Origin of the sequence: Vibrio kanaloae (genome assembly GCF_024347535.1) — a bacterium.
Classification (GTDB): domain Bacteria; phylum Pseudomonadota; class Gammaproteobacteria; order Enterobacterales; family Vibrionaceae; genus Vibrio; species Vibrio kanaloae.
In genome coordinates, this window is record NZ_AP025497.1 from 1,350,571 (window position 1) to 1,375,381 (window position 24,811).

Annotated in this window: 17 protein-coding genes; 12 read left to right on the forward strand and 5 right to left on the reverse strand. The window is 44.9% G+C overall.

What is annotated here, in order from left to right:
- Positions 1-288 precede the first annotated feature (288 nt).
- On the forward strand, positions 289-1,827 hold the full coding sequence (locus OCV24_RS06310) for a sensor domain-containing diguanylate cyclase (protein ID WP_017057513.1): 1,539 nt from the start codon (positions 289-291) through the stop codon (positions 1,825-1,827).
- 86 nt (positions 1,828-1,913) lie between these two features.
- Positions 1,914-2,444 carry a 3'-5' exonuclease gene (locus tag OCV24_RS06315; RefSeq protein ID WP_017057512.1) on the forward strand — a complete coding sequence of 177 codons (531 nt, stop codon included), beginning with the start codon at positions 1,914-1,916 and terminating at the stop codon, positions 2,442-2,444.
- Between the two features lie 123 nt (positions 2,445-2,567).
- Here the strand turns inward: OCV24_RS06315 and OCV24_RS06320 are convergent, their stop codons facing one another.
- From OCV24_RS06320 to OCV24_RS06330, 3 genes are all read right to left on the reverse strand, one after another.
- Positions 2,568-3,017, reverse strand: coding sequence for a tellurite resistance TerB family protein (locus OCV24_RS06320; RefSeq protein WP_136997845.1), 450 nt, complete (start codon positions 3,015-3,017; stop codon positions 2,568-2,570).
- Positions 3,018-3,150: 133 nt separating this feature from the next.
- Positions 3,151-5,157, reverse strand: a complete 2,007-nt coding sequence (locus OCV24_RS06325; RefSeq protein WP_150878447.1) for a metallophosphoesterase family protein — start codon at positions 5,155-5,157, stop codon at positions 3,151-3,153.
- An 8-nt stretch (positions 5,158-5,165) separates the two neighbouring features.
- Complete coding sequence (locus OCV24_RS06330; RefSeq protein ID WP_150878449.1) at positions 5,166-5,654, reverse strand: VC1380 family protein; 489 nt, start codon at positions 5,652-5,654, stop codon at positions 5,166-5,168.
- Positions 5,655-5,789: 135 nt separating this feature from the next.
- Here OCV24_RS06330 and OCV24_RS06335 point away from each other — a divergent pair, with 135 nt between their 5' ends.
- The 3 genes from OCV24_RS06335 (at position 5,790) to OCV24_RS06345 (ending at position 11,982) form a co-directional block, all read left to right on the forward strand.
- Positions 5,790-7,106, forward strand: a complete 1,317-nt coding sequence (locus tag OCV24_RS06335) for a MipA/OmpV family protein (protein WP_150878451.1) — start codon at positions 5,790-5,792, stop codon at positions 7,104-7,106.
- 371 nt (positions 7,107-7,477) lie between these two features.
- Positions 7,478-11,344 (forward strand): ATP-dependent RNA helicase HrpA, encoded by a 3,867-nt coding sequence (hrpA, locus tag OCV24_RS06340; protein ID WP_390902100.1) that lies wholly within the window; start codon positions 7,478-7,480, stop codon positions 11,342-11,344.
- A gap of 143 nt (positions 11,345-11,487) precedes the next feature.
- Entirely contained in the window at positions 11,488-11,982 is a 495-nt protein-coding gene (locus OCV24_RS06345) for an outer membrane beta-barrel protein (protein ID WP_077680512.1), read from the forward strand.
- Positions 11,983-12,137: 155 nt separating this feature from the next.
- Here OCV24_RS06345 and OCV24_RS06350 read toward each other — a convergent pair whose 3' ends face one another.
- Positions 12,138-12,914, reverse strand: a complete 777-nt coding sequence (locus OCV24_RS06350; RefSeq protein ID WP_150878455.1) for a hypothetical protein — start codon at positions 12,912-12,914, stop codon at positions 12,138-12,140.
- Positions 12,835-13,611 carry a hypothetical protein gene (locus OCV24_RS06355; RefSeq protein WP_150878457.1) on the reverse strand — a complete coding sequence of 259 codons (777 nt, stop codon included), beginning with the start codon at positions 13,609-13,611 and terminating at the stop codon, positions 12,835-12,837. Before OCV24_RS06355 ends, OCV24_RS06350 begins: the two co-directional genes overlap by 80 nt.
- A 531-nt stretch (positions 13,612-14,142) precedes the next feature.
- Between OCV24_RS06355 and OCV24_RS06360 the strand changes: the two genes are divergently transcribed.
- The 7 genes from OCV24_RS06360 (at position 14,143) to pheT (ending at position 24,646) form a co-directional block, all read left to right on the forward strand.
- Entirely contained in the window at positions 14,143-14,928 is a 786-nt protein-coding gene (locus OCV24_RS06360) for a TetR/AcrR family transcriptional regulator (RefSeq protein WP_017057503.1), read from the forward strand.
- Between the two features lie 170 nt (positions 14,929-15,098).
- Entirely contained in the window at positions 15,099-17,582 is a 2,484-nt protein-coding gene (locus tag OCV24_RS06365) for an efflux RND transporter permease subunit (RefSeq protein WP_150878459.1), read from the forward strand.
- A 101-nt stretch (positions 17,583-17,683) separates the two neighbouring features.
- A complete protein-coding gene (locus tag OCV24_RS06370) occupies positions 17,684-18,433 on the forward strand; it encodes an outer membrane lipoprotein-sorting protein (protein WP_244291734.1) in 750 nt (249 codons plus the stop codon).
- Positions 18,434-18,442: 9 nt separating this feature from the next.
- On the forward strand, positions 18,443-19,675 hold the full coding sequence (locus OCV24_RS06375) for a hypothetical protein (RefSeq protein ID WP_150878463.1): 1,233 nt from the start codon (positions 18,443-18,445) through the stop codon (positions 19,673-19,675).
- A 236-nt stretch (positions 19,676-19,911) separates the two neighbouring features.
- On the forward strand, positions 19,912-21,021 hold the full coding sequence (locus OCV24_RS06380; RefSeq protein WP_150878467.1) for a GGDEF domain-containing protein: 1,110 nt from the start codon (positions 19,912-19,914) through the stop codon (positions 21,019-21,021).
- A 217-nt stretch (positions 21,022-21,238) separates the two neighbouring features.
- Positions 21,239-22,222 (forward strand): phenylalanine--tRNA ligase subunit alpha, encoded by a 984-nt coding sequence (gene pheS, locus OCV24_RS06385; RefSeq protein ID WP_004734764.1) that lies wholly within the window; start codon positions 21,239-21,241, stop codon positions 22,220-22,222.
- A gap of 18 nt (positions 22,223-22,240) precedes the next feature.
- Positions 22,241-24,646, forward strand: coding sequence for a phenylalanine--tRNA ligase subunit beta (gene pheT / locus OCV24_RS06390; protein ID WP_150878469.1), 2,406 nt, complete (start codon positions 22,241-22,243; stop codon positions 24,644-24,646).
- Positions 24,647-24,811: the final 165 nt, after the last annotated feature.

Here is a 24,811-nt window from a genome sequence, read left to right on the forward strand (position 1 = left end):
TGGAAAGAAAACTCATTTATGCAAAGGCAAAATAGATTCTTTCAAGCTATAAATATGGGGTGGATACTAGCATGTTCAAGGCTTAAGGGCTTTATTAAATGTTTTCAATAAATTGGCTTTTTAGCGAGTTAGCTTGAAATTTAATCGAGAATTGTTGGTTTATTCGTCGTAAATGTCCACACTTTGTAAATAGTGTTAGTTTTGTCCCATTGTTAAAGTCAAAGATAATTAGAGAGTAATATTCTGGCAGTGTATACTTTCAAATCAATCAATATGAATGGAAACTGTATGCCCCATACAATCGACCCTATGACGGGGTTGAAAAAACGAACTCTGCCGTTAGTCGCCTTTTCGGTTTCATTTTTGATAATGGTATTGTGCTTTGTTCTAGTCGCGATTAATCAACATAATTCCTTAAATACGAACTTGGATAGCTTTGCTAAGCAACAAACGTTGAGCTTGAAAGCATTTATCGATAATGATGTGGCTTATATAGGTTCAGGTGCTAATTTTTTCTATTCCTCTGAGCCAGGGGGCTGGGATAAATTCGACCGTTTTGCTGAGCAAATTATGAATGGTTCGAAAAGCTTGATTGGATTGCAATGGATGCAAAAAGTGGCGGCAGAAGATATCGCCGAACATACCGCACAAATGATAGCGAAGTACCCATCCTACAAAATGTTTACTATTCCTAAACATGGCCCAAAAACATACGGTTATGTTTTGAGTGGTGAACCCGCATTTATTGCGACCGATATCTACCCCAATGACCCAGTAAACAATGATGTGTTGGGTTTTTATTCTTCTCGTGAACGCTTTAAGTTGATCCTTGATAACATCAGAGAGACGGGTGAGGCTAATATTTCAGACAAAGTTCGTTTACTGCAAGACGGTTTAGATAGTGATACGCCGAAAAGGGGGATGTTGGTTTTCCATCCAGTGTTTGATGACCACAGTGACAACTTATTAGGGATTGTGATTGGTATAGTTCGTACTACGGCCTACTTTGATAACCTTTTGGCGTCAACAATCGGAGATATAGACGTCTATGTACGTGTTACTGATAACGGCTTTGAATCCGAAGATGCTCCTATTTTATTTGAATCTGACGGCTACGAAGGTGTGTCTGGACACCATATTACAAAAACAATCACGTTGACTAACCGAGAATGGACGGTCGATTACAAGATAGATTCATGCATCTCTTTTAATGGTTATCTTGTATTGGCGGGTATTGCTTTTGTTGGTACAACCATCTCACTGCTTCTTGCTTATATTGTCAATTTACAAATTCGTGAGAAAGAGCGTTTATACCGAATGATTGATGAAAGAACGGAAGAGCTTCGTTTCTTAGCCAATCATGATAGCCTGACCGAAATTTATAACCGCCGTGCTTTCAATAAAATGCTCGACAAAGCCATTGAGCGAAACCAGCCCTTTAGTTTGATTGGGTTTGATGTCGATAAATTTAAAGGTATTAATGACCAATTCGGCCATCCGGCTGGCGATGCTTTACTTATTCATGTTATCAAGCTGATTTCTGTCAATCTGAAGCAAGGAGATGGTCTGTTCCGTTTAGGCGGTGATGAGTTCTGTATTATCTCTAGCATTTCGAATCATGAAGCTTTGAATCGTTACTTAGAATGCATTCGAAACACAGTGAGTCACTCTCATTGTGAGTATAAAGGTCGACAACTGAGTTGTACTTTAAGTATTGGTGCTGCCATTCGTAGCGGTGAGGACTCTGAAGAGATCATGCAAAAAGCGGACAGCATGCTCTACCACAGTAAGTCAAATGGCCGAAATCGAGTCACAATTGCAGGCTAAATGAGCACTTGATGAAACTGGGGTCGAGTTCTTTATTGGGCTCATGTACAATTTCACGAAATTTTGACGAGAGAACTAGGCGACGTATGAATCACAATCGAGTGGTGTGTTTCGATTTGGAAATGTGCTGTTGGAGCGAAGACGGTGTAGGTACAACAGGGGAGATCATTGAAGTTGGTCTTGCTGAGATTGACCTAGCATCCGGCACTATCGTGAAGCGCGCACAATACTACGTTAAGCCAGAGAAAGACGAAGTCTCTCTGTTCTGTGCCGAGTTAACGGGCATTACACCTCGTAAAATTGAAAAGCAAGGCCGCCCGCTAGAGTCTGTCATCAAGTCGATGATCAAGAACTTTGGTGGTCCAAACAAGATTTACGCAGCGTGGGGACGCGATGACCTCATCTTACACAACGAGTGTAAAGAAAAAGGCATTGAACCTCCTTTCAGCGAGTTCTTAAACATTGCAACGCTTTATCGTGTTCAAAATAGATTGAAAGACAAACGCATTGGTCACAGAGCCGCTCAAGAAGCTAAGAACATTGAATGGGAAGGGCGTCAGCACTCGGGTTATGTTGATGCTTATAATCTTGCGAAACTCACATTAACTATGTTGTAGCTGAATTTTTAGCTCCTTTCAGCCCTGTTTAGCCAGCTTTCAGCTTACCGATTCAAAAAAGCGACCGGTTTCTTAATCCGTCGCTTCTTATTTATTTCAGTTTCCAATTCATTATTTCAGGCACTAATTTTTGCCTAAAACACTTAACTTACTCTTGATAAAGTCACTGTGGTCAACGTAGAGTAGCTCTGCTGTTTTACGGATCACAGAGTCTTCAATTGGGTCTATTTCACCATCTGCATGCGCTACTTCCCACATCGCTTTTATTAAGTCGATTCTTACTTGCTGAGACAATTCTCTTAGTTGAGATGTGTAATCATACAGCGATACCGATTGCTCTACTTTTGGCTCGGCTTGTTCCAGTAACGCCTTTGCTTGCTTCTCATCTAAGTCTAGCAAGCGCTGAATAAGCTGAAGCTTAGCCACTCTTTCCGATTCATCGATCTGGTGGTCGGCACCCGCAACTTCACATAATAAACTCGCGATGGCGAGATTGGGTGATGCGACTTGGTTTTTGCTTAGGTCTTGGCCTTCTATTAATTGTTTGAAGATTGATGTAAGAGAATTAAACATAACGAGCTCCAGTGAATGTTTATATCGAGTTTGCAACGCTGATAGATATAACTATTGGGTTTACAGAGCGTGATCGCAAGCGTCTTTACTCAAAGCTGACATTACGGATAAGCGAGGGATAAGGAACACTTGTTTAATCCGGTTCAGGGAAGCGTGTGACTTTACCATCACTGCCTAATGTCGTGATTGACTGTGGTTTACCGTCACTGTCTAACTTTAACTCACCAATAGCACTGCGATTTGAAAGGCGATAAAAGGTCTGATTATCTGGACTTCGTTTCTCAATTTTTAAGCGTTTACGCTTGGTGAAATAGTTAAGAATCGAACGCGGGCTGTATAACAACCGGTCCCAAGCATCACAGAATTTAAGCAGTGAACCAGGAAAATGATTTTTGATCCCGCTGCACGTTATTTGGTAAATGTTCGGACTGTTTCTGCGATATCTTAGCTTTATATCGTAAGCAAAAGAGTAATGAACATCGCCAGAAAGAACGACAAAGTTGGTTGGTGTTTTAGTATGCGTAAAAATACTGATCAGCGTGTTGGCACTACCAGGGTGAGCCATCCAGTTTTCAGCATCAATTACCAGTGGCTTGCCTAGCGTGGTCATCATCTTTTGCAGCGTTTCAATAAACTTCACGCCAAACATCGGTGCCGCAGAAACGATCACCACTTTATCTTGATTCATTAACTGATGTTGAAACTCAATCAAGGCTTCCCAGTCCATTAAACCGGAGGGCTTATTCATGCGTGACTCTGAACGCCAACGACGCGTTCGAGTATCCAACACAATGAGTTTGGGTGAGGTATCTATTGTATAATGCCACTCTTCAAAGCGACTCAGCATCTCAATAAAGGCTTGATGTTTTTCTGGCTCGATGTTGCTAACAGAGTGAGTAGTCACAGCATTGCCGGCTTTATTATGAGTTTGTTTAGTAATGAGCGGTTGATCGACAAAAAGCTGTTTTGCTTGCTCGATAAACGTTTCGTCGAAGCTTTCCGGTTTGTTACCCCAACCCTGACACATCCAATAAGCCGCAAGGCCGTTACCAATGACTTGAGTCGCGAACTGGTTTTGGTCGACGGCATGTTCCCAACCCACGGTAAGGTTCCAATCATCAGTCACATCGTGATCGTCAAAGATCATGTACGTTGGAATATGCGCGAACAGACGCTGCACTTGCGGTAAGCCAGCAATGAAATCATCGATGATGACGCTTTCATCTCGCCATTTTTGTTGCTCTGCAGGCGTTAATTTATTGCCGCCTTGTGTGAAATCGTTTTCTATTAATCGTTCACGGTTGATGTATTCCCATAGCGTGGGGGACCAAACCAGTATGTACATAGCAATGAATTCAGACAAGGTGACCAAGTGGTTTTCACAATCAGTCGAACTGAAGATTGGAACTCCGCGACTTGGAAATATCTTATCGAGTAGAGAATTGGAACTTTTGTGGTGCGGTAAAAGGTGATGGCGTCGGTACAAGTGATATTCACTCATAAACAACATTTCGCTATTTTTTATATCGCTAGCTTGCGAATCGGTTGGCAAATTCTCACTAGCAAGTCCAAGTAATTGAATCACCTGTTGTATAGCATCAAGCGTTGGGCCTGCGACGTGATCGGCATAGATCTGATCTCCGCTCATCATCAATATATCTGGTCGCTCAAGCACCGTTTGTTGTGCGACTTTGTTGTCAGCCGCAACGAGACTATCTTTACTTGGGTGATGGGGGTTGCGACAAGAGCCATGCAAGATGTAGTCAGCCGTTGTCGATATCTTAAATTCGATCCGAGAGCTGTCATTGTTGGTTCGCCTGTCTGTGTAAACCAAATGAGGTGCAAGGTCGGTTAACGAACCTTGCTCAGTCTTTATTTGGTATTCCAACGGAACGTTGGTTGGAAACTCACCTTGTAAATGAATCAAGGTTACCCAAGCATGTGTACCCACTTGAATCGATTCTTGTTCATCGAGTTGCGACGTATAAAAAGGCGCCTCTTGTCCTGCATTGAATAGTTTGGTTGTGCCAGTAAGCGGTGAGCTAGTCACTATCCATAGTACAACTTCAGTTACCGTAGTTTTTCTTAAAATCGGGCCAGCAAGTAAAAATGGAAGAGATGATGTCGTCGAGCGTTTCAAAACGGTTCCTAAATCGTTGGAGGTGTGTCGTTGAGTTTTTTTGTTTCAAGCGCAGAGGTGCCGAGTTCTGGTGTTTCAGGTTCGTTACCTTCGAGAGTCGATGTTTCCAATTCTGAAATTTCAGACTCTATTACCTCTTGCTCTACTACCTCTGACTCTGCCATCTCAAGGACTTCGATAACTTCTGAGCTAGAAAGTTCATGACCCATGAGAAATATCGCTAATAGGGCGTCGGCTTTAGTCTGGGTATCGGAAGGGTCGTCTAAGACTTGCTCAAGCTTCTCTCTAATCATCGAAATTTCGTGCTCAACAAAACCACGGCCTTCGTCGTCCCCTTGGTTTTCTTCGGGAGCATTATCGAATTCCAGAAACAGCAGTTCACCGTCTAACTTTGTGTTGACCAATCGCTCTGGTAACCACTCCTCACCCATAACGATATCTGGGTCGGAATCACTGGGTAAGTGGTTTATAATGTTTTGTAATTCTGAAACTTTCACAATACTTTCATTTGACCGAGAATATCCTTCATTGTAACGGTCATTGCTGTTCAAACCTAAAATTAGTTAGCCGGAATAACTAAGAAATGTCTATTCAGTAACACAATATTTATTACAAAGAGTAATTACACAAGAATGAAGCACAAATTTTCACCGAAGCTCATCTCGTATGGGGCGGTTTTATTAAGTACCGCTTTTTTAGGTAACAGCGTGGCGTGGGCTGCGGAAGAGCAAGAATGGGGCATTGCTGCAATGTTCCGAACCGCGAGCATTCCTTACGACACTTCTGGTGGCGACCAGTCGGTTAATTCATTTGTCCCGATGTTATTCTTCAAGAACGATTACGTGTTTATTGACGGAACAGAAATGGGAGCATACCTGTACCAAACCGAAGATGAAAAGTGGTCATTTAACGCTATTTCTCGTATGCGTTTTATTGATATTTCAGCTTCAGAGCAAAACGCCATTGAGGGCGATACCGCCGATTTCGGTGCTCAATTCACTTACCAACTTGATGAGCAATGGGCTGTCGAGACGGAAATTATGAGTGACAGTGAGTACAACTTCCACGGTAATCTGCGTGTGAAAGCCAAGTATGAAACGGGCGATTGGGAATTCTCTCCAAGCGCGACGCTGCGTTATAAAAGTGCCGACTTCAATAGCGAATACTACTCAGCATCTAATGAAGCCATTGGTGCAGCTGTTGACCTCAATGTCGGCGTAGAAGCGCGTTATCATGTATTTTCAAACCTTTATCTATTGGGTTCGACCAGCGTGACTCGATTGGACGATAATGCTTACGATTCTTCCATTGTGGAAGACCGTTATCAAGGTGAACTCTACCTTGGCTTTGGTTTCTTCAACGACAAAGAAAAGGCTCCAAAACCTGAGCTAAGTAACGCACCTTATCTGCGTGTTGCTCACGGCTGGGCAACGCCATCGAACATTGGTGAAATCATCACTTTCAACGGTGAGAAAGACGAATACAACAATCAGCTTACATCCTTCTTCTATGGTCACCCTTTAACTGACGAAGTGTTTGGTTTCCCGTTGGACATCTACCTAACGCCGGGTATTGCACACCACTGGAGTTCAGATGTGCAATCTAGGAGTACGGAATACATCATTGCGATCAAAGCCTACTACACGTTTGATTGGCCGACACAGTGGCGATTTGGTGTCGCAGAAGGTATGTCGTACATCGATTCGATTACCTACATTGAAGGCTCTGAGATGGATCGTAAAGGTTACACCGCAAGTCACTTGTTGAACTACCTAGACTTCTCATTCGATGTGAATGTGGGTGATTTAATTGGTAACAACGATTTGAACAACTTGTGGTTCGGTTATTCATTACACCATCGCTCGGCGATCTTTGAAAACGCCTCTCAGTTTGGTCGAATCAAAGGTGGCAGTAACTACAACACCGTTTATTTCCAATATGAGTTTTAACGATTGATTTAGGTGCTGATTGGACCTGAGATAAGAGCCTGACAGCCGCTGTGGAATCGCTGAGTTTTTAAACGTTAGCGCAGTTTTCACATAGCCCTCAGGCTTTTTTATTGAATACTTGTGGTACAATCGCGCGAGTTTATATAAGAGAAAGAATAGGACACGCTGTGACTTCGTCTCCGGAAAAAGCAGACAAAAACAACGATACTGCGAATCAGATCCATGCCGCGAATTCAAACGCGACACCTGATTCCTCTGCAAATCAAGTTAAGCAAAACCCAAAACAAAACCAAAAACCAAAGCAGCAAGCACCTAAAGCTAGCGCATCTCAAAATACCCCAGCCTCGCTTCGCAAGGCATTGAATGAGTGCATGATGCGCGATCGCTTCCGTTTAAGTAAGCGCATCTCTGGTGCAAGCCGCATTAAGAACGAACAATCCAAGCACGTTGTTTTCGATGAAATTGCATTAGATATTGCCAAGTCGATGATGACGGCAACCCAGCGCGCTGCACAAAAACCAACGATTGAATATCCAGAGATTCTCCCTGTCAGCCAAAAGCGCGAAGACATCGCGAAAGCCATTGCTGAAAACCAAGTGGTTATCGTGGCGGGTGAAACAGGCTCGGGTAAAACCACTCAGTTACCAAAAATTTGTTCTGAACTTGGCCGTGGCCGCTTTGGCTTAATTGGTCACACTCAGCCTCGTCGTCTTGCGGCGCGTTCGGTTGCGAACCGTATTGCTGAAGAGATGGAAACACAACTGGGTGAGTTTGTTGGTTATAAGGTTCGATTCAACGATCAGATTTCTGATAACACCCAAATCAAATTGATGACCGACGGTATTCTACTGGCGGAGATTCAACACGACCGTTTTTTAAATCAGTACGACACCATCATCATCGATGAAGCGCACGAACGTAGCCTGAACATCGACTTCATCATGGGTTACCTGAAAGAGTTGCTACCGAAGCGTCCCGATCTCAAAGTGATCATCACGTCGGCAACCATCGACCCAGAGCGTTTCTCTAAGCACTTCAACAATGCGCCTATCATTGAAGTTTCTGGCCGTACCTACCCAGTTGATACGCGTTACCGCCCATTAGGGGGGGATGAAAGTGATTCAGACCGCGACCAAATCGAAGGCATCTTTGAAGCGGTTGATGAGTTGTGTGATGAAGGTTCTGGCGATATCTTGATCTTCATGAACGGTGAGCGAGAAATTCGTGATACCGCAGATGCGCTAAGTAAGCGTAACCTGCGTGATACAGAGGTTGTTCCGTTGTATGCGCGCTTGTCGGCGGGTGAACAGAACCGTATCTTCCAGTCCCACACTGGTCGACGCATCGTTCTGGCAACCAACGTGGCAGAAACCTCGTTAACCGTTCCGGGCATCAAGTATGTTATCGACCCGGGTACGGCGCGTATCAGCCGCTACAGCTACCGAACTAAAGTACAACGCCTACCGATTGAGCCAGTATCTCAAGCGAGTGCTAACCAGCGTAAAGGTCGTTGTGGTCGTGTTGCGGAAGGTATCTGTATTCGTCTGTACTCTGAGGAAGATTTCGAGTCACGCCCAGAGTTTACCGATCCAGAGATTCTTCGTACGAACCTAGCATCGGTTATCCTTCAGATGACAGCCTTAGGTCTAGGCGACATTCAAGCCTTCCCATTTGTTGAAGCGCCAGATAAGCGTAACATTCAAGACGGTGTAAGGCTGCTTGAAGAACTAGGTGCTATCGCGACAGCCGGGCCCGCCGCGAACAAAAACAAGAATCAAGGCGACGATAAGAAGAAGCTAACGGCGATTGGTCGTAAGCTAGCGAAGCTACCTATCGATCCACGTTTAGCACGTATGGTGATTGAAGCGCCAAGCAACCGTTGCCTGCATGAAGTGATGGTTATTGCGTCTGCATTGTCGATTCAAGATCCGCGTGAGCGTCCATCAGACAAGCAGCAATCGTCTGACGATAAGCACAAGCGCTTCTTCGATAAAGAGTCGGACTTCATCACGTTTGTGAACCTATGGGATTACATTAAGCAGCAGCAAAAAGCGCTGTCGAGTAACCAGTTCCGCAAACAGTGTAAACAAGATTATCTGAACTATTTACGTATTCGTGAATGGCAAGATGTATATTTCCAAGTTCACCAAGCAATGCGTGAATTGGATACCAAGTTGAACGACGAACCGGGCAGCTACGATGGTATTCACATGTCGCTGCTATCAGGTTTGCTTTCGCACATCGGCATGAAAGACCAAGAGAAGAATGAATATCAAGGTGCTCGTAATGCGCGCTTCCATATCTTCCCTGCGTCTGGCCTATTTAAGAAACAACCTAAATGGATCATGTCTGCTGAGCTGGTGGAAACCTCCAAACTTTGGGGTCGTGTTATCGCGAAGATTCAACCGGAATGGATTGAACCTTTGGCTAAACATCTGATCAAGCGCAGCTACAGCGAACCACACTGGTCGAAGAAGCAAGCGGCAGTAATGGCTCACGAGAAAGTGATGCTCTACGGAATCCCAATCATTCCGAAACGTTTGGTGAACTACGGAGCGATTGACGCCACCGTCAGCCGTGAGTTGTTTGTGCGTAGTGCATTAGTAGAAGGTGAGTGGGAAACCAAACACGCCTTCTTCAAGCAGAACCGTAAGCTTCTACAAGAAGTCGAAGAGCTAGAGCATAAATCACGTCGTCGTGACATCTTGATCGACGATGATGAACTGTTCGATTTCTATGACCAGCGTGTAGGTGAAGAGGCGGTTTCAGGCCGTCACTTTGATACATGGTGGAAGAAGACTAGCCAGAAAACACCTGAGCTGCTTAACTTTGAAAAGTCGATGCTGTTCCGAGGCGATGCAAGCCACGTTACTGATTTGGATTACCCGAACTTCTGGCACCAAAACGGTATTAAGTTGAAACTGAGCTACCAATTTGAGCCGGGCGACGACAATGATGGTGTAACGGTACACATTCCGCTGCCTATCTTGAACCAAATCGACCAGAACGGTTTTGATTGGCAGATCCCAGGCTTACGCCAGGAATTGGTGATTAGTTTAATCAAGTCACTGCCTAAAACGCTACGCCGTAACTTTGTGCCTGCGCCAAACTACGCCGATGCGTTCTTAGCTCGCGTTACACCACTTGAAGCGCCACTGTTGGACTCTCTTGAGAAAGAGCTGCGCCGCATGACAGGTGTTGAAGTAGTTCGTGAAGACTGGAAGTTAGACCAGATACCAGAGCACTTAAAGGTAACATTCCGTGCTGTGGATCATCGCAAGCGTAAGCTGAAAGAACAGAAAGACCTGCATGAGCTGAAAGAGAGCTTGAAAGACAAGGTTCAAGAAACGCTTTCTAAAGTGGCAGACGATGATATCGAACAACAGAACCTGCATACGTGGAGCTTTGGTGAGTTACCAAAAGTCTACCAACAGAAGCGTGGTGGCTACGATGTGAAAGCTTTCCCTGCGCTGGTGGATACTAAAGACAGCGTCGAGATCAAACTGTTCGAAACCGAGCAAGAGCAGATCTCAGCAATGAAATCGGGTCAGCGTCGTTTAATCCTGTTGAACGTGCCATCACCGATCAAATACTTGCACTCGAACCTGCCGAACAAATCGAAACTTGGCCTGTACTTTAACCCATACGGACAGGTGCTCGATCTTATCGATGACTGTATCGCTTGTGGTATTGATAAGCTGATTGAAGAGAAGGGCGGTTTGGTTTGGGAACCAGAGCAGTTTGAAGCACTGAAAGAACACGTACGTGCAGAGCTGGGTGATACGGTTGTTGAGATTGCTCAACAGGTTGAAACCATCTTAACCACGGCATTCAGCATCAGTAAAAAGCTGAAAGGTCGTGTTGATCTTTCTATGGCATTCGCACTTTCTGACATAAAAGCTCAAGTAGAAGGTTTGATTTTTAAGGGGTTTGCCACAGAATGTGGATGGAAACGCTTGCCAGATACTCTACGCTATATGAAGGCGATAGAACGCCGCATGGAGAAGCTGCCGATTGACCCGAACAAAGATCGCTTACACATGATCAAAGTTGAGTCAGTAATGAACGATTACAAAGAGCTGTTGAATAAGATTCCAAAGGGGATCGCGGTTCCAGAAAACGTGAAAGAGGTGCGTTGGATGATAGAAGAGCTTCGTGTAAGCTTCTTCGCTCAGCAGCTTGGTACGCCTTACCCGGTGTCAGATAAGCGTGTTAAAAACGCGATTGATGCTTGCTAAAAGAATAAAGCTAGACGCAATGGCAAGGTTTGGGTATAAATCTTGCTTTATTGCATTACTAATTGAATAGTTAATACATACAGGGCGACTTGGTGGCAATTTATTACCACTTAAGGTCGGTCATTAGGACGAAAAGGTCGAATATGAAAAAAACGTTATTGGCACTAGCACTGCTAGGTGCATCTTCAACAGCAATGGCTGATTCATGGGTATATGGTGGTGTAATGGGTGGTCAAAACTCATTAGGCAATGAAGAAGAAACTGCGGTGGGTATCCACGTGGGTACAGGTATTCTGCCATTAATCGGTGTTGAAGCGGGTTACTGGGATCTAGGTTCTTTCGATAGCGTAAAATATGGCAACACGGTTCGTAGTAACCTAGATGCGAGCACGGCATATCTAGCGATCAAACCAAGTATCGATTTCGGTCCTCTTCACATATACGCGAAAGGTGGTCTTCATTCATACGAGTTGAAAGCTGACGGCTTCAAACAAGACGATGTAGATATCATGTACGGTGTAGGCGCTGAGTACTTTATTTTTGGCCCACTATCTGTAGGCGCTAGCTACCAAAACTTCAAAATGAAAGATGACGACTCAGGCGTTTTCTCTCTAAACGCAACTATCCACCTGCTGTAATTACTTGCAGTCAGTGACGGACTTACCGCTGGTCACGGATATTTGTTAAAGAGTTCGTAAGAATTCATAAAAAATGCCAGCTTGATAGCTGGCATTTTTGTATCTGTAGAATAGTAATGTTGTTGACTTAAGCGGTATAAGTTAAGCGATCAGCGCTATTTTTTGCTGTTCAGAATCTTCTGAATTCTTGGGTTAATTGCTTTACCGTGTTTGCTTTCGTACTCTTCTCGTTTTAAATCGTTTAGGTTCTTTACGGAGTTAGCGGTAAGAAGGAAATCTGGCAACTCGGTGTCAAGCATACCTTTTTCATCTAAACGTTTCGCTTCTAAGTAGTATTTCTTGAACAGGCCATCGAGCTTGTTTTCAGCTGTGCGTTTTAAATCGTACAGCTTGTTTTGGATTAACCACTTCTCAATCTTGTTCACACCACCGCGCGATAACACTCGAATACGGCTATCCAATAATTCCTCTTCAGTCAAAGAGTCTTTTAGGATCCAAAGCTCACCCATTTGCGGCGGCCAACTGTTGCCAAGTTGAATACGTTCATGGCAGTGCATTAGCACACGGTTTAGGCCGTCTGAATCGACAGAGTTAGCAAATTCAATAAACTTACCGCTCGGCTCACTACCATATTGATATTCCCATTGTGTTTCATATACGCTCAAAAAAGAGCCGAACACGTGAATACACCAATCGGTTAGTTCCAGCTTTGCAGGATCTTGATCAACAACAGGTACTTGTTGAGACGCACCAGAATCCGCAGTTTGTCCCGCCGCTACTTTCACTTCGGTACTTTGATTTTCAATTACTTCAGGTACTACTGGAGCTTCACGTTGAACTTTCGGAGCTGGCTCAGAAGGTTGGCTTTTTGCCTTTTTGGATGAGCTGCTGCCTGAAGCGTTCAGATGGGCTAAGCTTTTGTCGATACCCATTTCCTTGAGCTTGTCCTGCATTTCCTGAATATTGAGAGGTTTTCTGGTTCTGTCTTTCATTTTGCTTCTCGTTAACTAGCCAGTACTGCAGCTTGGATTCAATCCGAGATAATGGCATTAATTCATTGGCTTTGGCTTTATACCAGAGGACAAATTTCTTCCATACTAAACTATGGTCACCGGACAAGCCGGAGAACTTAAATGCACGTTCTGCCCATGATGGTATCTCTTCTTCGTTGAGATCATGAGTCGAAACAGTATTGCTGTTCATTGAGCCTCGGCCTTGTGGGCGAGGGGCTTGCTGCATATTTTGCATTGGCGCCGGCGCAGGTTGAAACTTAGGTGCTGGTGCTGGTGCTGGTGCAGTAGAATACACGGGTATGCTATTGGGCGGTTGCGCTTCAACATCAACCTGAGCTTGTTCTTGTGCTTCCTCAATGAGCATTTTGAAAACGTGAATCTCTTTTTTGTCTCGATAATCTACTTTTAGTTTATCGAGAAAGCCTTGGTCGACCAAGCATTTAAGGCAGTCGGCCAAACCAAAGGTAGAGAGAGCACAAAGCTGACCTGCTGATTGTAAGCACACATTGGTGTAGCCGCATTCATCAGCACCGTCTGCAAGCATCAATAAAACAAGCTTTTCTGCTGGGCTAGAAGTATTCACTTGCCAAGCTAAATAAGAATATTTGGCGCTCAAGGTAGTGTTCTCAATAAAGGTAAATCGTTGCCACCATTGTAAGTCACCCCTAACTGAATTTATAGCAACTTAACAGAAAACGGCATTAGTAAGCCAAATATTAACCATAAGGAGAAGTCTGCCCCAAAAAGTAAGCCTACACTAATTCATTCTAGGTAAAAAGATGGCTAAAGATGAGGTCTACGGTCGTATTTTTGGGGCTGATTCTGCACCAAGGCTTAAAGTAACGTGGTCTATTAGCATTTTCGAATGCGCTTCTAAATTTTGTCTTGTCCCCTCATGAACGTGCCTATCTTCCCTCTATACTGATTATTGATTGTTTTCTTATCTATTCATTAATTGTATCTAATTGACAAAATATCTTGATATGGTCGATATTTGCGCTATTATGACGATAGGTCAGAAATGACGAAGCGTCACAAAATGGTTGGATACATGAATTTATCATTCGTGTTAATATATTGGATAGGAGTGTTTTAAATACTGGCGAAGCTTAGATAACGGCTAAGCTCATATGTGGACTGAGAAATTATGTTTGGCTTTGGTTGTAAAGGCGATAAACAAGGTATCTTTGGTTGCAAAGGCGTGTTGTCTAAAAAGCAGCAGTCTATCGCAGACCGAGAAGTAGAATTGATGTTGTTAGCAAAAGATCTGGTTCGAGAACAAGGGTTCGGAAACCTCACGATGGATAAGCTAACGGCCGCGAGCTGTTATTCTAAAGGTACGATATACAATCACTTTTGCAGCAAAGAAGACGTGGTTTTAGCCTTGTGTATTCATTCTTTAAAGGCCGAGGCATTGATGTTTGCTCGCTCTGGAGAGTTTGAAGGCAACACACGCGAAAAGATCGTCGCATTACACGTTGCTTACCGAATCTATGCTCGCATGGAACCGGTACTATCAACTTGTGCGATCATGGCGAAAAGCCCGTGGGTACTAGAGAAAGCGTCTAGTGCACGCGTTACCGAGATGAACGAACTGGAAGAGCTGGTGATTGAACAAGCCGACTCTATGGTTAACCAAGCAGTAGAAGCGGGTGACCTAAAGTTCTCTTCTGGTGTGGGTTCAGATGCCATCGTGTTTGCAAACTGGTCAATCGCATTCGGTTCAAATGCCTTGTCACAGAACGCATCAAACAGTCGTTGTATCAAGCGGTTACAAGACCCGTATTCAGTATTACATAACGCAAATATGCTTCTAGATGGCCTAAACTGGCAACCCCTTTCTAGCGATTGGGATTACCGAAAAACCTGGCGTCGTGTAGAGCATGAATTGTTCAGTGAAGAAATTGCTTACTTAGAATCAGTAGGACGATAACCTTCCATTAAGCCCACTCATGTGGGTTTATTAATGACCATTTTTGACGATTCGTCATAACGTAAAATTGACCAAGTGTAGTTTTGGTTTTCTTGAACGTATGACTAAGAATTGTGTCTGTGTCAGCTTTGGCTGATTTTTTATGACACAAATATGACGAATCGTCACAAATGGAGACTGTGATGGAACATGACAGCCAGAAGCCCGCTTTAGAAACCCCTAATCTAAGCCGTAGCCGCTCAGATAGCAGTAACTTAGATAACGTGAATCTAAATAACTGTTGGTACTCAATACCTACCAAGCGTTCGTTTATCGTTTTGCTGGTGGTTCTTTCAATCATTATGCTCTCTGCATTAGGGGCAAAGAACCTCTACTTCAGAGGAGACTACAATATCTTCTTCGAAGGCACCAACAAACAGTTGATGGCGTTCGAAGAAATCCAAACCACCTTTGCGAAAACCGACAACCTAGCGATTGTTGTCGCGCCTGAAAATGGCAATGTCTTCACCCCGGAAACCCTCACCTTAATTCAAAACCTTACGGTCGATGCTTGGCAGACTCCGTACTCAAGCCGTGTCGATTCACTTGCCAATTATCAGCACACCGAAGCCATTGAAGACGACCTCTTGGTGGAAGATCTGTTGTATGAAGGGTACGAGCATACACCAGAGCGAATCGCCAAAGTTAAACAGATTGCCCTAAACGAGCCACTACTCAAGAATGCGTTGGTATCAGCGTCTGGTGACGTGACTATTGTTAACGTGACCGTGCAATTACCTGAAGTGGATGAAACCGCGGAAGTGCAAGAAGTGATCGCGGCCATCAACACCATGATTGCCAAGTACCAAGCCGATTATCCGAATGTCGAGTTCCACAAGGCGGGCATCATTGCCATGAATGACGCCTTTATGATGTCGGCTCAGGAAGACAGCGCAACGCTCGTGCCATTAATGCTGTTGGTGGTGTTGGTGTTCCTGACCTTTATGCTGCGCTCATTCTTTAGTGTGGTTGCAACCTTACTTGTGATTATCTCGTCGATTGTGGCGACCATGGGGCTATCTGGCTGGGCAGGGATGTTCCTTAGCACGGCAACGGTCAACGTTCCAACGTTAGTATTAACCCTTGCCGTTGCCGACTGTGTTCACGTGATTGTGACCATGAGACAAGCCATGCAACGCGGGATGGAGAAAACACAAGCCATTCAATACAGCATCAAGCTGAATGCGATGCCGATTTTGATAACGTCTGTCACTACCGCGATAGGCTTCTTGATGATGAACATGTCGGATTCCCCGGTGTTGCGTGACTTTGGTAACTTATCGGCATTGGGTGTAATGATAGCGTGTTTGCTATCCGTGACTATGTTACCTGCGCTGCTAAAACTGCTACCAGTTAAAACTTTACCAACGAATGAAGCGGCACAAAGCAAAGTGACCTTTATGGATAAGCTAGGCGACTTTGTGGTGACTCACCGTAAAGCGCTACTGCCTGTTTCAACTCTTGTGATTGTCGGCGCTGCGGCGTTAATTCCTTTGAACAAAGTGAATGATGAATCGGTGAAGTATTTCGATACCTCAAGTGAATTTAGACAAGCGGCCGACTTCATGGAAGACACTGTAAGCGGCATGACGACCATCAGTATTGCAGTGAAAACCAACGAGTCTCAAGCGATAGCTGATCCTGTGTTTTTGCAAGCGATTGGTGACTTTACCGACTGGCTGCGTGTACAACCTGAAACCGACCATGTGGCAACGCTTTCCGATGTTTACATGCGTTTGAATAAGAACATGCATGGCGATGACGAGAGCTACTACCAATTGCCACTTAACCGGGAATTAGCTGCGCAATACCTGCTGCTTTATGAGATGTCTCTTCCTTATGGCTTGGACTTGAACAACCAGATCAACGTCGATAAGTCATCGATAAAAATGGTACTCACGGTCGATAACCTAGGCAGCGTAGAACTGGTTGAACTCGAAGAACGCATCTACTCATGGTTTGCAGCCAACGCGCCGCAATATGAAGTGGTCGCATCCAGTCCATCTCTGATGTTTGCTCACATCGGTGAAACCAATATGGCGAGCATGCTATCAACTTTGCCTATCACCTTAGTGCTTATCTCTGGTTTGATGATCTTTGCATTGCGCTCGGTTCGCTTAGGCATGATCAGTCTCGTGCCAAACATTGCCCCTGCAATTATTGGCTTTGGTTTGTGGGCGCTTATCTCTGGTGAGATCAACCTTGGATTGTCGGTCGTAGTCACCCTTACTTTGGGTATCGTGGTTGATGATGCAGTGCACTTCTTAAGTAAATACCAACGCGCACGATTGGAAGGGAAATCCGCGGAGGAAGCGGTTCGTTATGCCTTCCACACTGTTGGCCGTGCATTGTGGATCACCACTGTTGTGCTCGTCGCTGGTTTCTCTGTACTGGCGATGTCGAGCTTCAGACTCAATTCCGACATGGGCTTACTCAGCGCGATTGTGATTTTTATTGCGCTGGTGGTCGACTTCATCTTGCTACCAAGCTTGCTGATGATCTTCGACAAACAAACTCACTATTCAGACAAACCTCAGCACGAATCAAAGCTATCTAAAGTCGATCAATCTAGCCCGTCTAAACCAGTTGGCGAACTGTCTACGTCGACCAAATAAGGAATCGTCAGCCTGCTGCGGTGGGCTGACTCAAGGAGAAATTTATGAAAAGCATTAAACACTCTATTACAAAGAAAACACTAATAACGTCATTGATAACAATGAGCGCGTTTGCAGCTTTCCCTGCGTTAGCAGACCCAGCGAAAGGCCTAGAAATTGCCGAACAACGTAAAGCTGTCGATATGGGGTGGGGGGATTCTGTCGCGACAATGGAAATGCTACTTCGCAACAAACAGGGCGAAAGCAGTACGCGCCTAATGCGATTGAAGTCGTTAGAGGTTAATGACGATGGCGACAAAGGGCTGACCATTTTTGATGAGCCACGTGACGTAAAAGGCACGGCTTTCTTGAACCATTCACACATCTCTAAATCGGATGACCAATGGCTATATTTGCCTGCGTTGAAGCGTGTAAAACGCATCTCTTCACGTAACAAATCGGGCCCGTTCATGGGCAGTGAATTTGCTTATGAAGACTTAAGCTCGTTTGAGCTAGAAAAGTACACCTTCAACTACATTAAAGACGCCAAAATCGAAGGTGTCGATACCTTTGTTTTAGAGCAAGTTCCGACCGACAAAAATTCAGGCTACACCAAGCAGAAAGTATGGCTCGATCAACAATATTACCGCCCCGTTCAGGTTGAGTTTTACGACCGTAAAGGCGCATTGCTGAAAACCCTGTCGTTCGCAGACTACAAACAATACCTAAACCAATACTGGCGCGCACACACCATGTCGATGCAAAACCACCAAACAGGTAAAAGTACGGTATTAACCACGACAGATTTAGCGTTCCAGACCGGTCTTAAGGACAAGGATTTTCAAAAAAACACACTTAAACGTGCAAAGTAAGGCAAGAATATGAAAAGGATTGTGTCAACAGGAACGCAGTTATCTTTCACTTTGGTGGCGACCATGGGGCTTATGCAGGTATCGTTGCCATGTGTGGCAGATGGGTTTAGCTCTGAGTTCGTAGAACAGGTCACCCCACAGCTGGCAGGGCAGGTTAACCTTGAACACAGGCAGTTCTTTAGCGATGGCTTACAAGGGCAAGATAAAGGGCAAAGCTCACTGGTGTTACAACCAGAGTTTTATTGGGAGCAAGAAAAGGGTAATGGCAGCTTTACCTTTACGCCATTTTATCGCCTAGACAGTGAAGACGACGAGCGAACCCATGGTGACGTTCGTGAAGCCTTATACCTAACGTATTGGGATGACTACGAATTGCGAGCGGGTGTCGGCAAGGTGTTTTGGGGCGTGACCGAATCGGCGCACTTAGTGGACGTAGTAAACCAAACCGATGCTATTGAATCGGTCGATGGTGAATCGAAATTGGGTCAGCCTATGGTGCACTTCACATCGATAAAAGAGTGGGGAACCATCGATGCTATGTTACTGCCGTATTTTCGTGAGCGTACCTTTGCAGGGGAAGACGGACGGTTAAGACCAACCGTACCTGTATCAGACGATGCGCTTTACGAATCTTCGAGAGAAGAAAAGCATGTTGATGTGGCATTACGTTATAGCCAAATGTACGGCGACTGGAATGTCGGTTTCAGTTATTTAGCCGGCACAAATCGCGACCCTTATTACCGTGTGGAAGGCAGCAATCTCAAGCCATACTACGCACAAATGCAGCATTTCGGGCTTGATGTACAAGGCATTATTGGCGATTGGTTGTGGAAGCTAGAAAGCATTTATCGCGACAGCTACGACAACCACTCTGGCGTGGCGACAGGCTTTGAATACACGTGGGTTGGGGCGCTAGAGTCGTATTGGGACATCGGCTTCATTGCTGAATACTTGTATGACAGTCGAGGCAATAACGCCCAAACCATCGGCCAAAACGATGTGTTTCTTGGTGCGCGTTTCGCCTTAAACGATGTAGATGGAACCGAGGTATTAACGGGCATCACTCAAGACTTAGATAACAGCGATGTCTACAGTGCAAAACTCGAAGCATCGAGCCGCATCAATAATAACCTCAAGTGGCGATTGAACGCTTGGTTGTTTGAGAACGAAACCGCTGAAGACTTATTGTTCTTTGCTCGCAAGGATGACTTTGTTGAGGTGGCGTTGGAATACTATTTTTAGTCTTTACAAAAAGTGAGCATTTCAAATAAGTTAATGTTGGATTCGTGGGGCGCTCTTGTTAAAGGGAGCGTCTCAAATTTAAGATGAATTATATTTAGAATGTTCAAAGTCGTCTTTTTATAAAATGGATCAAATAATCGAATAGCCCTATAGGTAAAATAGTTGTATTTTTCGAGCATCTATAACCTCCGAATATGCATGCAAATTGTGCTGGTGGTATCGGCCCTAAGGGATTTATGAATTCATTTAATTGGGATAAAAACTTTGAAACAGGTATTGGTGTCGTAGACGAACAACATCAATACCTTGTTGGTTTTATCAACCACTACGGAAACCTGCTGTCTGAGAATACTATTTCAGTCGAAGACATTAGCATCGCTTTACTTGATCTCACAAGTTATGCTGAGTTTCACTTTAAAGAAGAAGAATCTTTGATGAGAGGGTGCGGAGTTTATGATTTACACATAGAAGAACACATCAAAGTGCATCGTGTTTTTATGCGAGATATCTACAGTATGCAAGCCTTCATATTGGAAGAAGATCAGGCATCAGCACGTCAGCTATTAGACTTCCTCATCCATTGGCTCGCTTATCACATCCTTGGCATGGACCAAAACATGGCGCGACAAGTGGCCGCGATAGAAGAGGGGGCAACACCCCTTCAAGCCTTTGAGGCACAAGAAAAGCAGCAAGACTCTTCAACCATCCCTTTACTAGCAGCGCTTAAAGGCTTATTCGAACAAGTTTCTGAACGAAACAAACAGTTGTTACGGTTCAACCAGGTACTCGAAGACAAAGTCGAGGAACGTACAGCAGAATTGAAACGAGCGAACAAGAAACTCGAAGAGCTCTCGTTAACCGATTCACTCACTAAATTACCTAACCGTCGTTGTGCTTTTAAACAGTTAGCTTTGCATTGGCAAGAATCGAAAGAATTTGGCATACCTTTAGTCTGCATTATGATCGATGCCGATCACTTCAAGCGCATTAATGACACTTGTGGGCATGATGCTGGTGATCTGGTGTTACAAACCCTCGCGAACGAACTGAAAAACAGGTTTCGCAACGATGATATTGTGTGTCGATTAGGGGGCGATGAGTTCTTGGTGATTTGCCCGGATACCGACCTTAATGGGGGCATGCACATCGCAGAAACGACTCGACAGAAAGTGTCTGAATTAGAGATCGAAACTGGGAACCAAGCTTGGATTGGCAGCATTAGTGTCGGTGTGGCTGAAATGACCCAAGAGTTTGAAACAATGAATGAATTGATTAAAGCGGCTGATGAGTCTGTTTATTTAGCGAAAGATGCGGGGAAGAACAGCGTTTGTTCGATTCAGATCTAGCCTTCAGGTCATTTCCAAATTAAGGAGTGGCACCAGTAATTGTTCCACTTCTTCCTACTCCTCATTAATGTCCTGTTAAATTTGCCGTGTTTTTAGTCAATAACTTGTTCTTTTAGCGATTCAATTTGGCATTAGTTGCGTGTTTGATTACTATGTGTAGCTATCTAAAAAACTAATCATCCGATACGGACACTACCAACTGGTAGATGAGGAAATGATGCAACATCTAGAAGAGATCATTGCTAATGCAACGACTGCTATTGATACAGCAGATTCGTTAGTCGCACTTGATGAAGTGCGAGTTCAGTATTTAGGTAAGAAGGGTGAACTCACTCTTCAACTACAAAGCCTAGGTAAACTTCCACCTGAAGAGCGTCGCACTGCTGGTCAAGAGATCAACAAAGCGAAAGGTGCTGTTCAACAAGCGATCGCAGCTCGCAAAGACGCACTACAACGTGCAGAGCTTGAAGCGAAACTAGCTGAAGAAACTATCGATGTGAGCCTACCAGGTCGTCGCATTGAGAACGGTGGTCTTCACCCAGTGACTCGCACAGTTGAGCGTATCGAACAGTTCTTTGGTGAGCTTGGCTTTAGCACTGAGTCTGGCCCTGAGATCGAAGATGCATTCCACAACTTTGATGCACTAAACATCGCAGACGATCACCCAGCTCGTACTGATCACGATACTTTCTTCTTCAACCCTGATCTAATGCTACGTACGCACACTTCTGGTGTTCAAATCCGTACGATGGAAAACGGCAAACCGCCATTCCGCTTCATTGCTCCGGGTCGTGTTTACCGTAACGACTACGATCAAACTCACACGCCAATGTTCCACCAAGTGGAAGGTATGTTAGTTGATGAGAACGTAAACTTCGCACAACTTAAAGGCATTCTTAACGATTTCCTTTGTAACTTCTTTGAAGAAGAAGTTGAAGTGCGTTTCCGTCCTTCATTCTTCCCGTTCACAGAGCCTTCAGCTGAAGTTGACGTGAAACGTAAAGATGGCAAATGGCTAGAAGTTCTAGGCTGTGGCATGGTTCACCCTAACGTACTTCGCTCTGTTGGCATCGACCCTGAGAAATACTCTGGTTTTGCATTCGGTATGGGTGTAGAGCGTCTAACGATGCTTCGTTACGGCGTAAATGACCTTCGTGCGTTCTTCGAGAACGACCTTCGTTTCCTTAAACAATTCAAGTAATCCGGGGCAGTCAAAACTATGAAATTCAGTGAATCTTGGCTACGCGAGTGGGTTAAACCTGCAATTAACAGCGAAGAGCTAGCTCACCAAATCACTATGGCTGGTTTGGAAGTTGACGATGTAGAACCTGTTGCTGGTGAATTCACCGGCGTTAAAGTAGGTAAAGTGGTTGAGTGCGGTCAGCACCCAGACGCAGACAAACTACAAGTAACTAAAATTGATATCGGCGCTGTTGATGCAGACGGTAATAAAGAGCTTTTAGACATCGTTTGTGGTGCATCTAACTGTCGTCTTGGCCTAACGGTAGCAGTAGCAACCGTTGGCGCAGTACTTCCTGGTGACTTCAAAATCAAGAAAGCAAAACTACGTGGCGTTCCATCGCACGGCATGCTTTGTTCTTTCTCTGAGCTAGGTATCGACGTAGAGTCAGACGGCATCCTTGAGCTGCCAGAAGGCACAACGCTAGGTATGGACGTACGTGAGCTTCTTGAGCTTAACGACGTAACTATCGACGTAGACCTAACAGCAAACCGCGCAGACTGCTTCAGCATCCGTGGCCTTGCTCGTGAAGTTGGCGTACTAAACCGCGCAGACGTTACAGAGCCAGCAGTTGAAACTGTTGCAACAAGCATTGAAGACACAGTATCTGTTGAAATCAAAGCTACAGACGCTTGTCCACGTTACCTTGGCCGTGTGGTTAAGAACGTAAACGTGAAAGCGGACACTCCAATCTGGATGCAAGAAAAACTGCGCCGTTGTGGTATCCGTTCAATCGACCCAGTTGTAGACATCACAAACTACGTGATGCTAGAGCAAGGCCAACCAATGCACGCATTTGATCTTGCTAAGATCGAAGGCGGTATCGTGGTTCGTCTAGCAGAGCAGGGCGAAAAGCTAACACTTCTAGATGGCAACGAAGCTGAACTTAACAGCAACACACTTGTTATCGCAGACCAAAACAAAGCACTAGCAATCGCTGGTATCTTTGGCGGTCAAGATTCTGGTGTGACTACTGAAACAACTGACGTACTTCTTGAAGCGGCATTCTTCGCACCGGATCACATCCGTGGTCGCGCACGTGCTTACGGCCTTCACACAGATTCTTCTCTACGTTTCGAGCGTGGTGTTGACTCAACACTTCAAGCAGCAGCAATGGAGCGTGCAACACAGCTTCTAGTTGATATCTGTGGTGGTGAAGTTGCGCCAGTAAACGGTAGCGAATCTGAAGCTGATCTACCAAAAGCAAACGTAGTATCTCTGCGTCGCGCTAAGCTAGACAGCCTACTAGGTCACGAAATCCCATCTACAGATGTAGTGGAAATTCTTACTCGCCTAGGTTGTGCAGTTGAGACTACGGACGCAGGTTGGACGGCAACGTCTCCATCTTGGCGTTTCGATATCGCAATCGAGCAAGACCTAATTGAAGAAGTAGGTCGTATCTACGGTTACGATAACATTCCAAACCAAGCGCCTAAAGCGGCACTTAAAATGAATGACCACAAAGAAGCTGACCAACCGCTTAAGCGCGTTCGTGACCTTCTTGTAGACCGTGGCTACCACGAAGCAATCACTTACAGCTTCGTAGAACCAGAACAGCAAAAACTTGTTGTACCTGGTGTTGAGCCGCTAATCCTGCCATTCCCAATCTCTGCGGACATGTCAGCGATGCGCCTTGGCCTAATCCAAGGTCTTCTAAACACAGTTGTTCACAACCAGAAGCGTCAACAGTCTCGCGTTCGTCTATTCGAATCAGGCCTACGTTTCATCCCTGAAGCAACGGCTGAAAACGGCATGCGCCAAGAAATGATGCTTGCGGGCGTTATCTCTGGTACTCGTGGCGAAGAGCACTGGGACATTGCAACTAACACTGTAGATTTCTTCGATCTTAAAGGTGACCTAGAAGCCGTTCTTGAGCTTTCAGCAAACGAAATCGCATACAGCTTCAAATCTGCTAAGCACCCAGCACTTCACCCAGGTCAAACTGCGGCTATCGTAGTAGACGGCAAAGAAGTGGGTATCATTGGTACTGTTCACCCAGAACTAGAGCGTAAGTTTGGTCTTAACGGCCGTACTATCGTATTCGAAATCGAATGGGCAGCTATCAACACTCGCGTGCTTCCAGAAGCAGTAGCCGTATCTAAGTTCCCTGCAAACCGTCGTGATATCGCCGTTGTTGTTGACGAAGCAGTCGCTTCTGGCGACATCGTAGAAGCGTGTATCGCTGCTGGTGGCGAATTCCTAACAGGCGCTAAACTGTTCGACGTATACGTTGGTCAAGGCGTTGAAGAAGGTAAGAAGAGCCTAGCAATCGCACTTAGCCTACAGTCTGTAGAGCGCACACTTGAAGATGCAGACATCGCTGGTTCAGTAGATGCTATCGTAGCTTCAATTTCAGAGAAATTCGGCGCAGCACTTCGCGACTAATCTCTTCTGATAGATAGAAAATCAAAGGCCTCGCATTGCGAGGCCTTTTTTGTAGCCTAAGAAGTAGGGGTAATTCATAGCTGAAAAAATCAAGTCAACCACGCGACCAGTTTAATTGTAACTCTTAAAGAAGAATGCTCAACACAACTACTCGTGAAGATTATT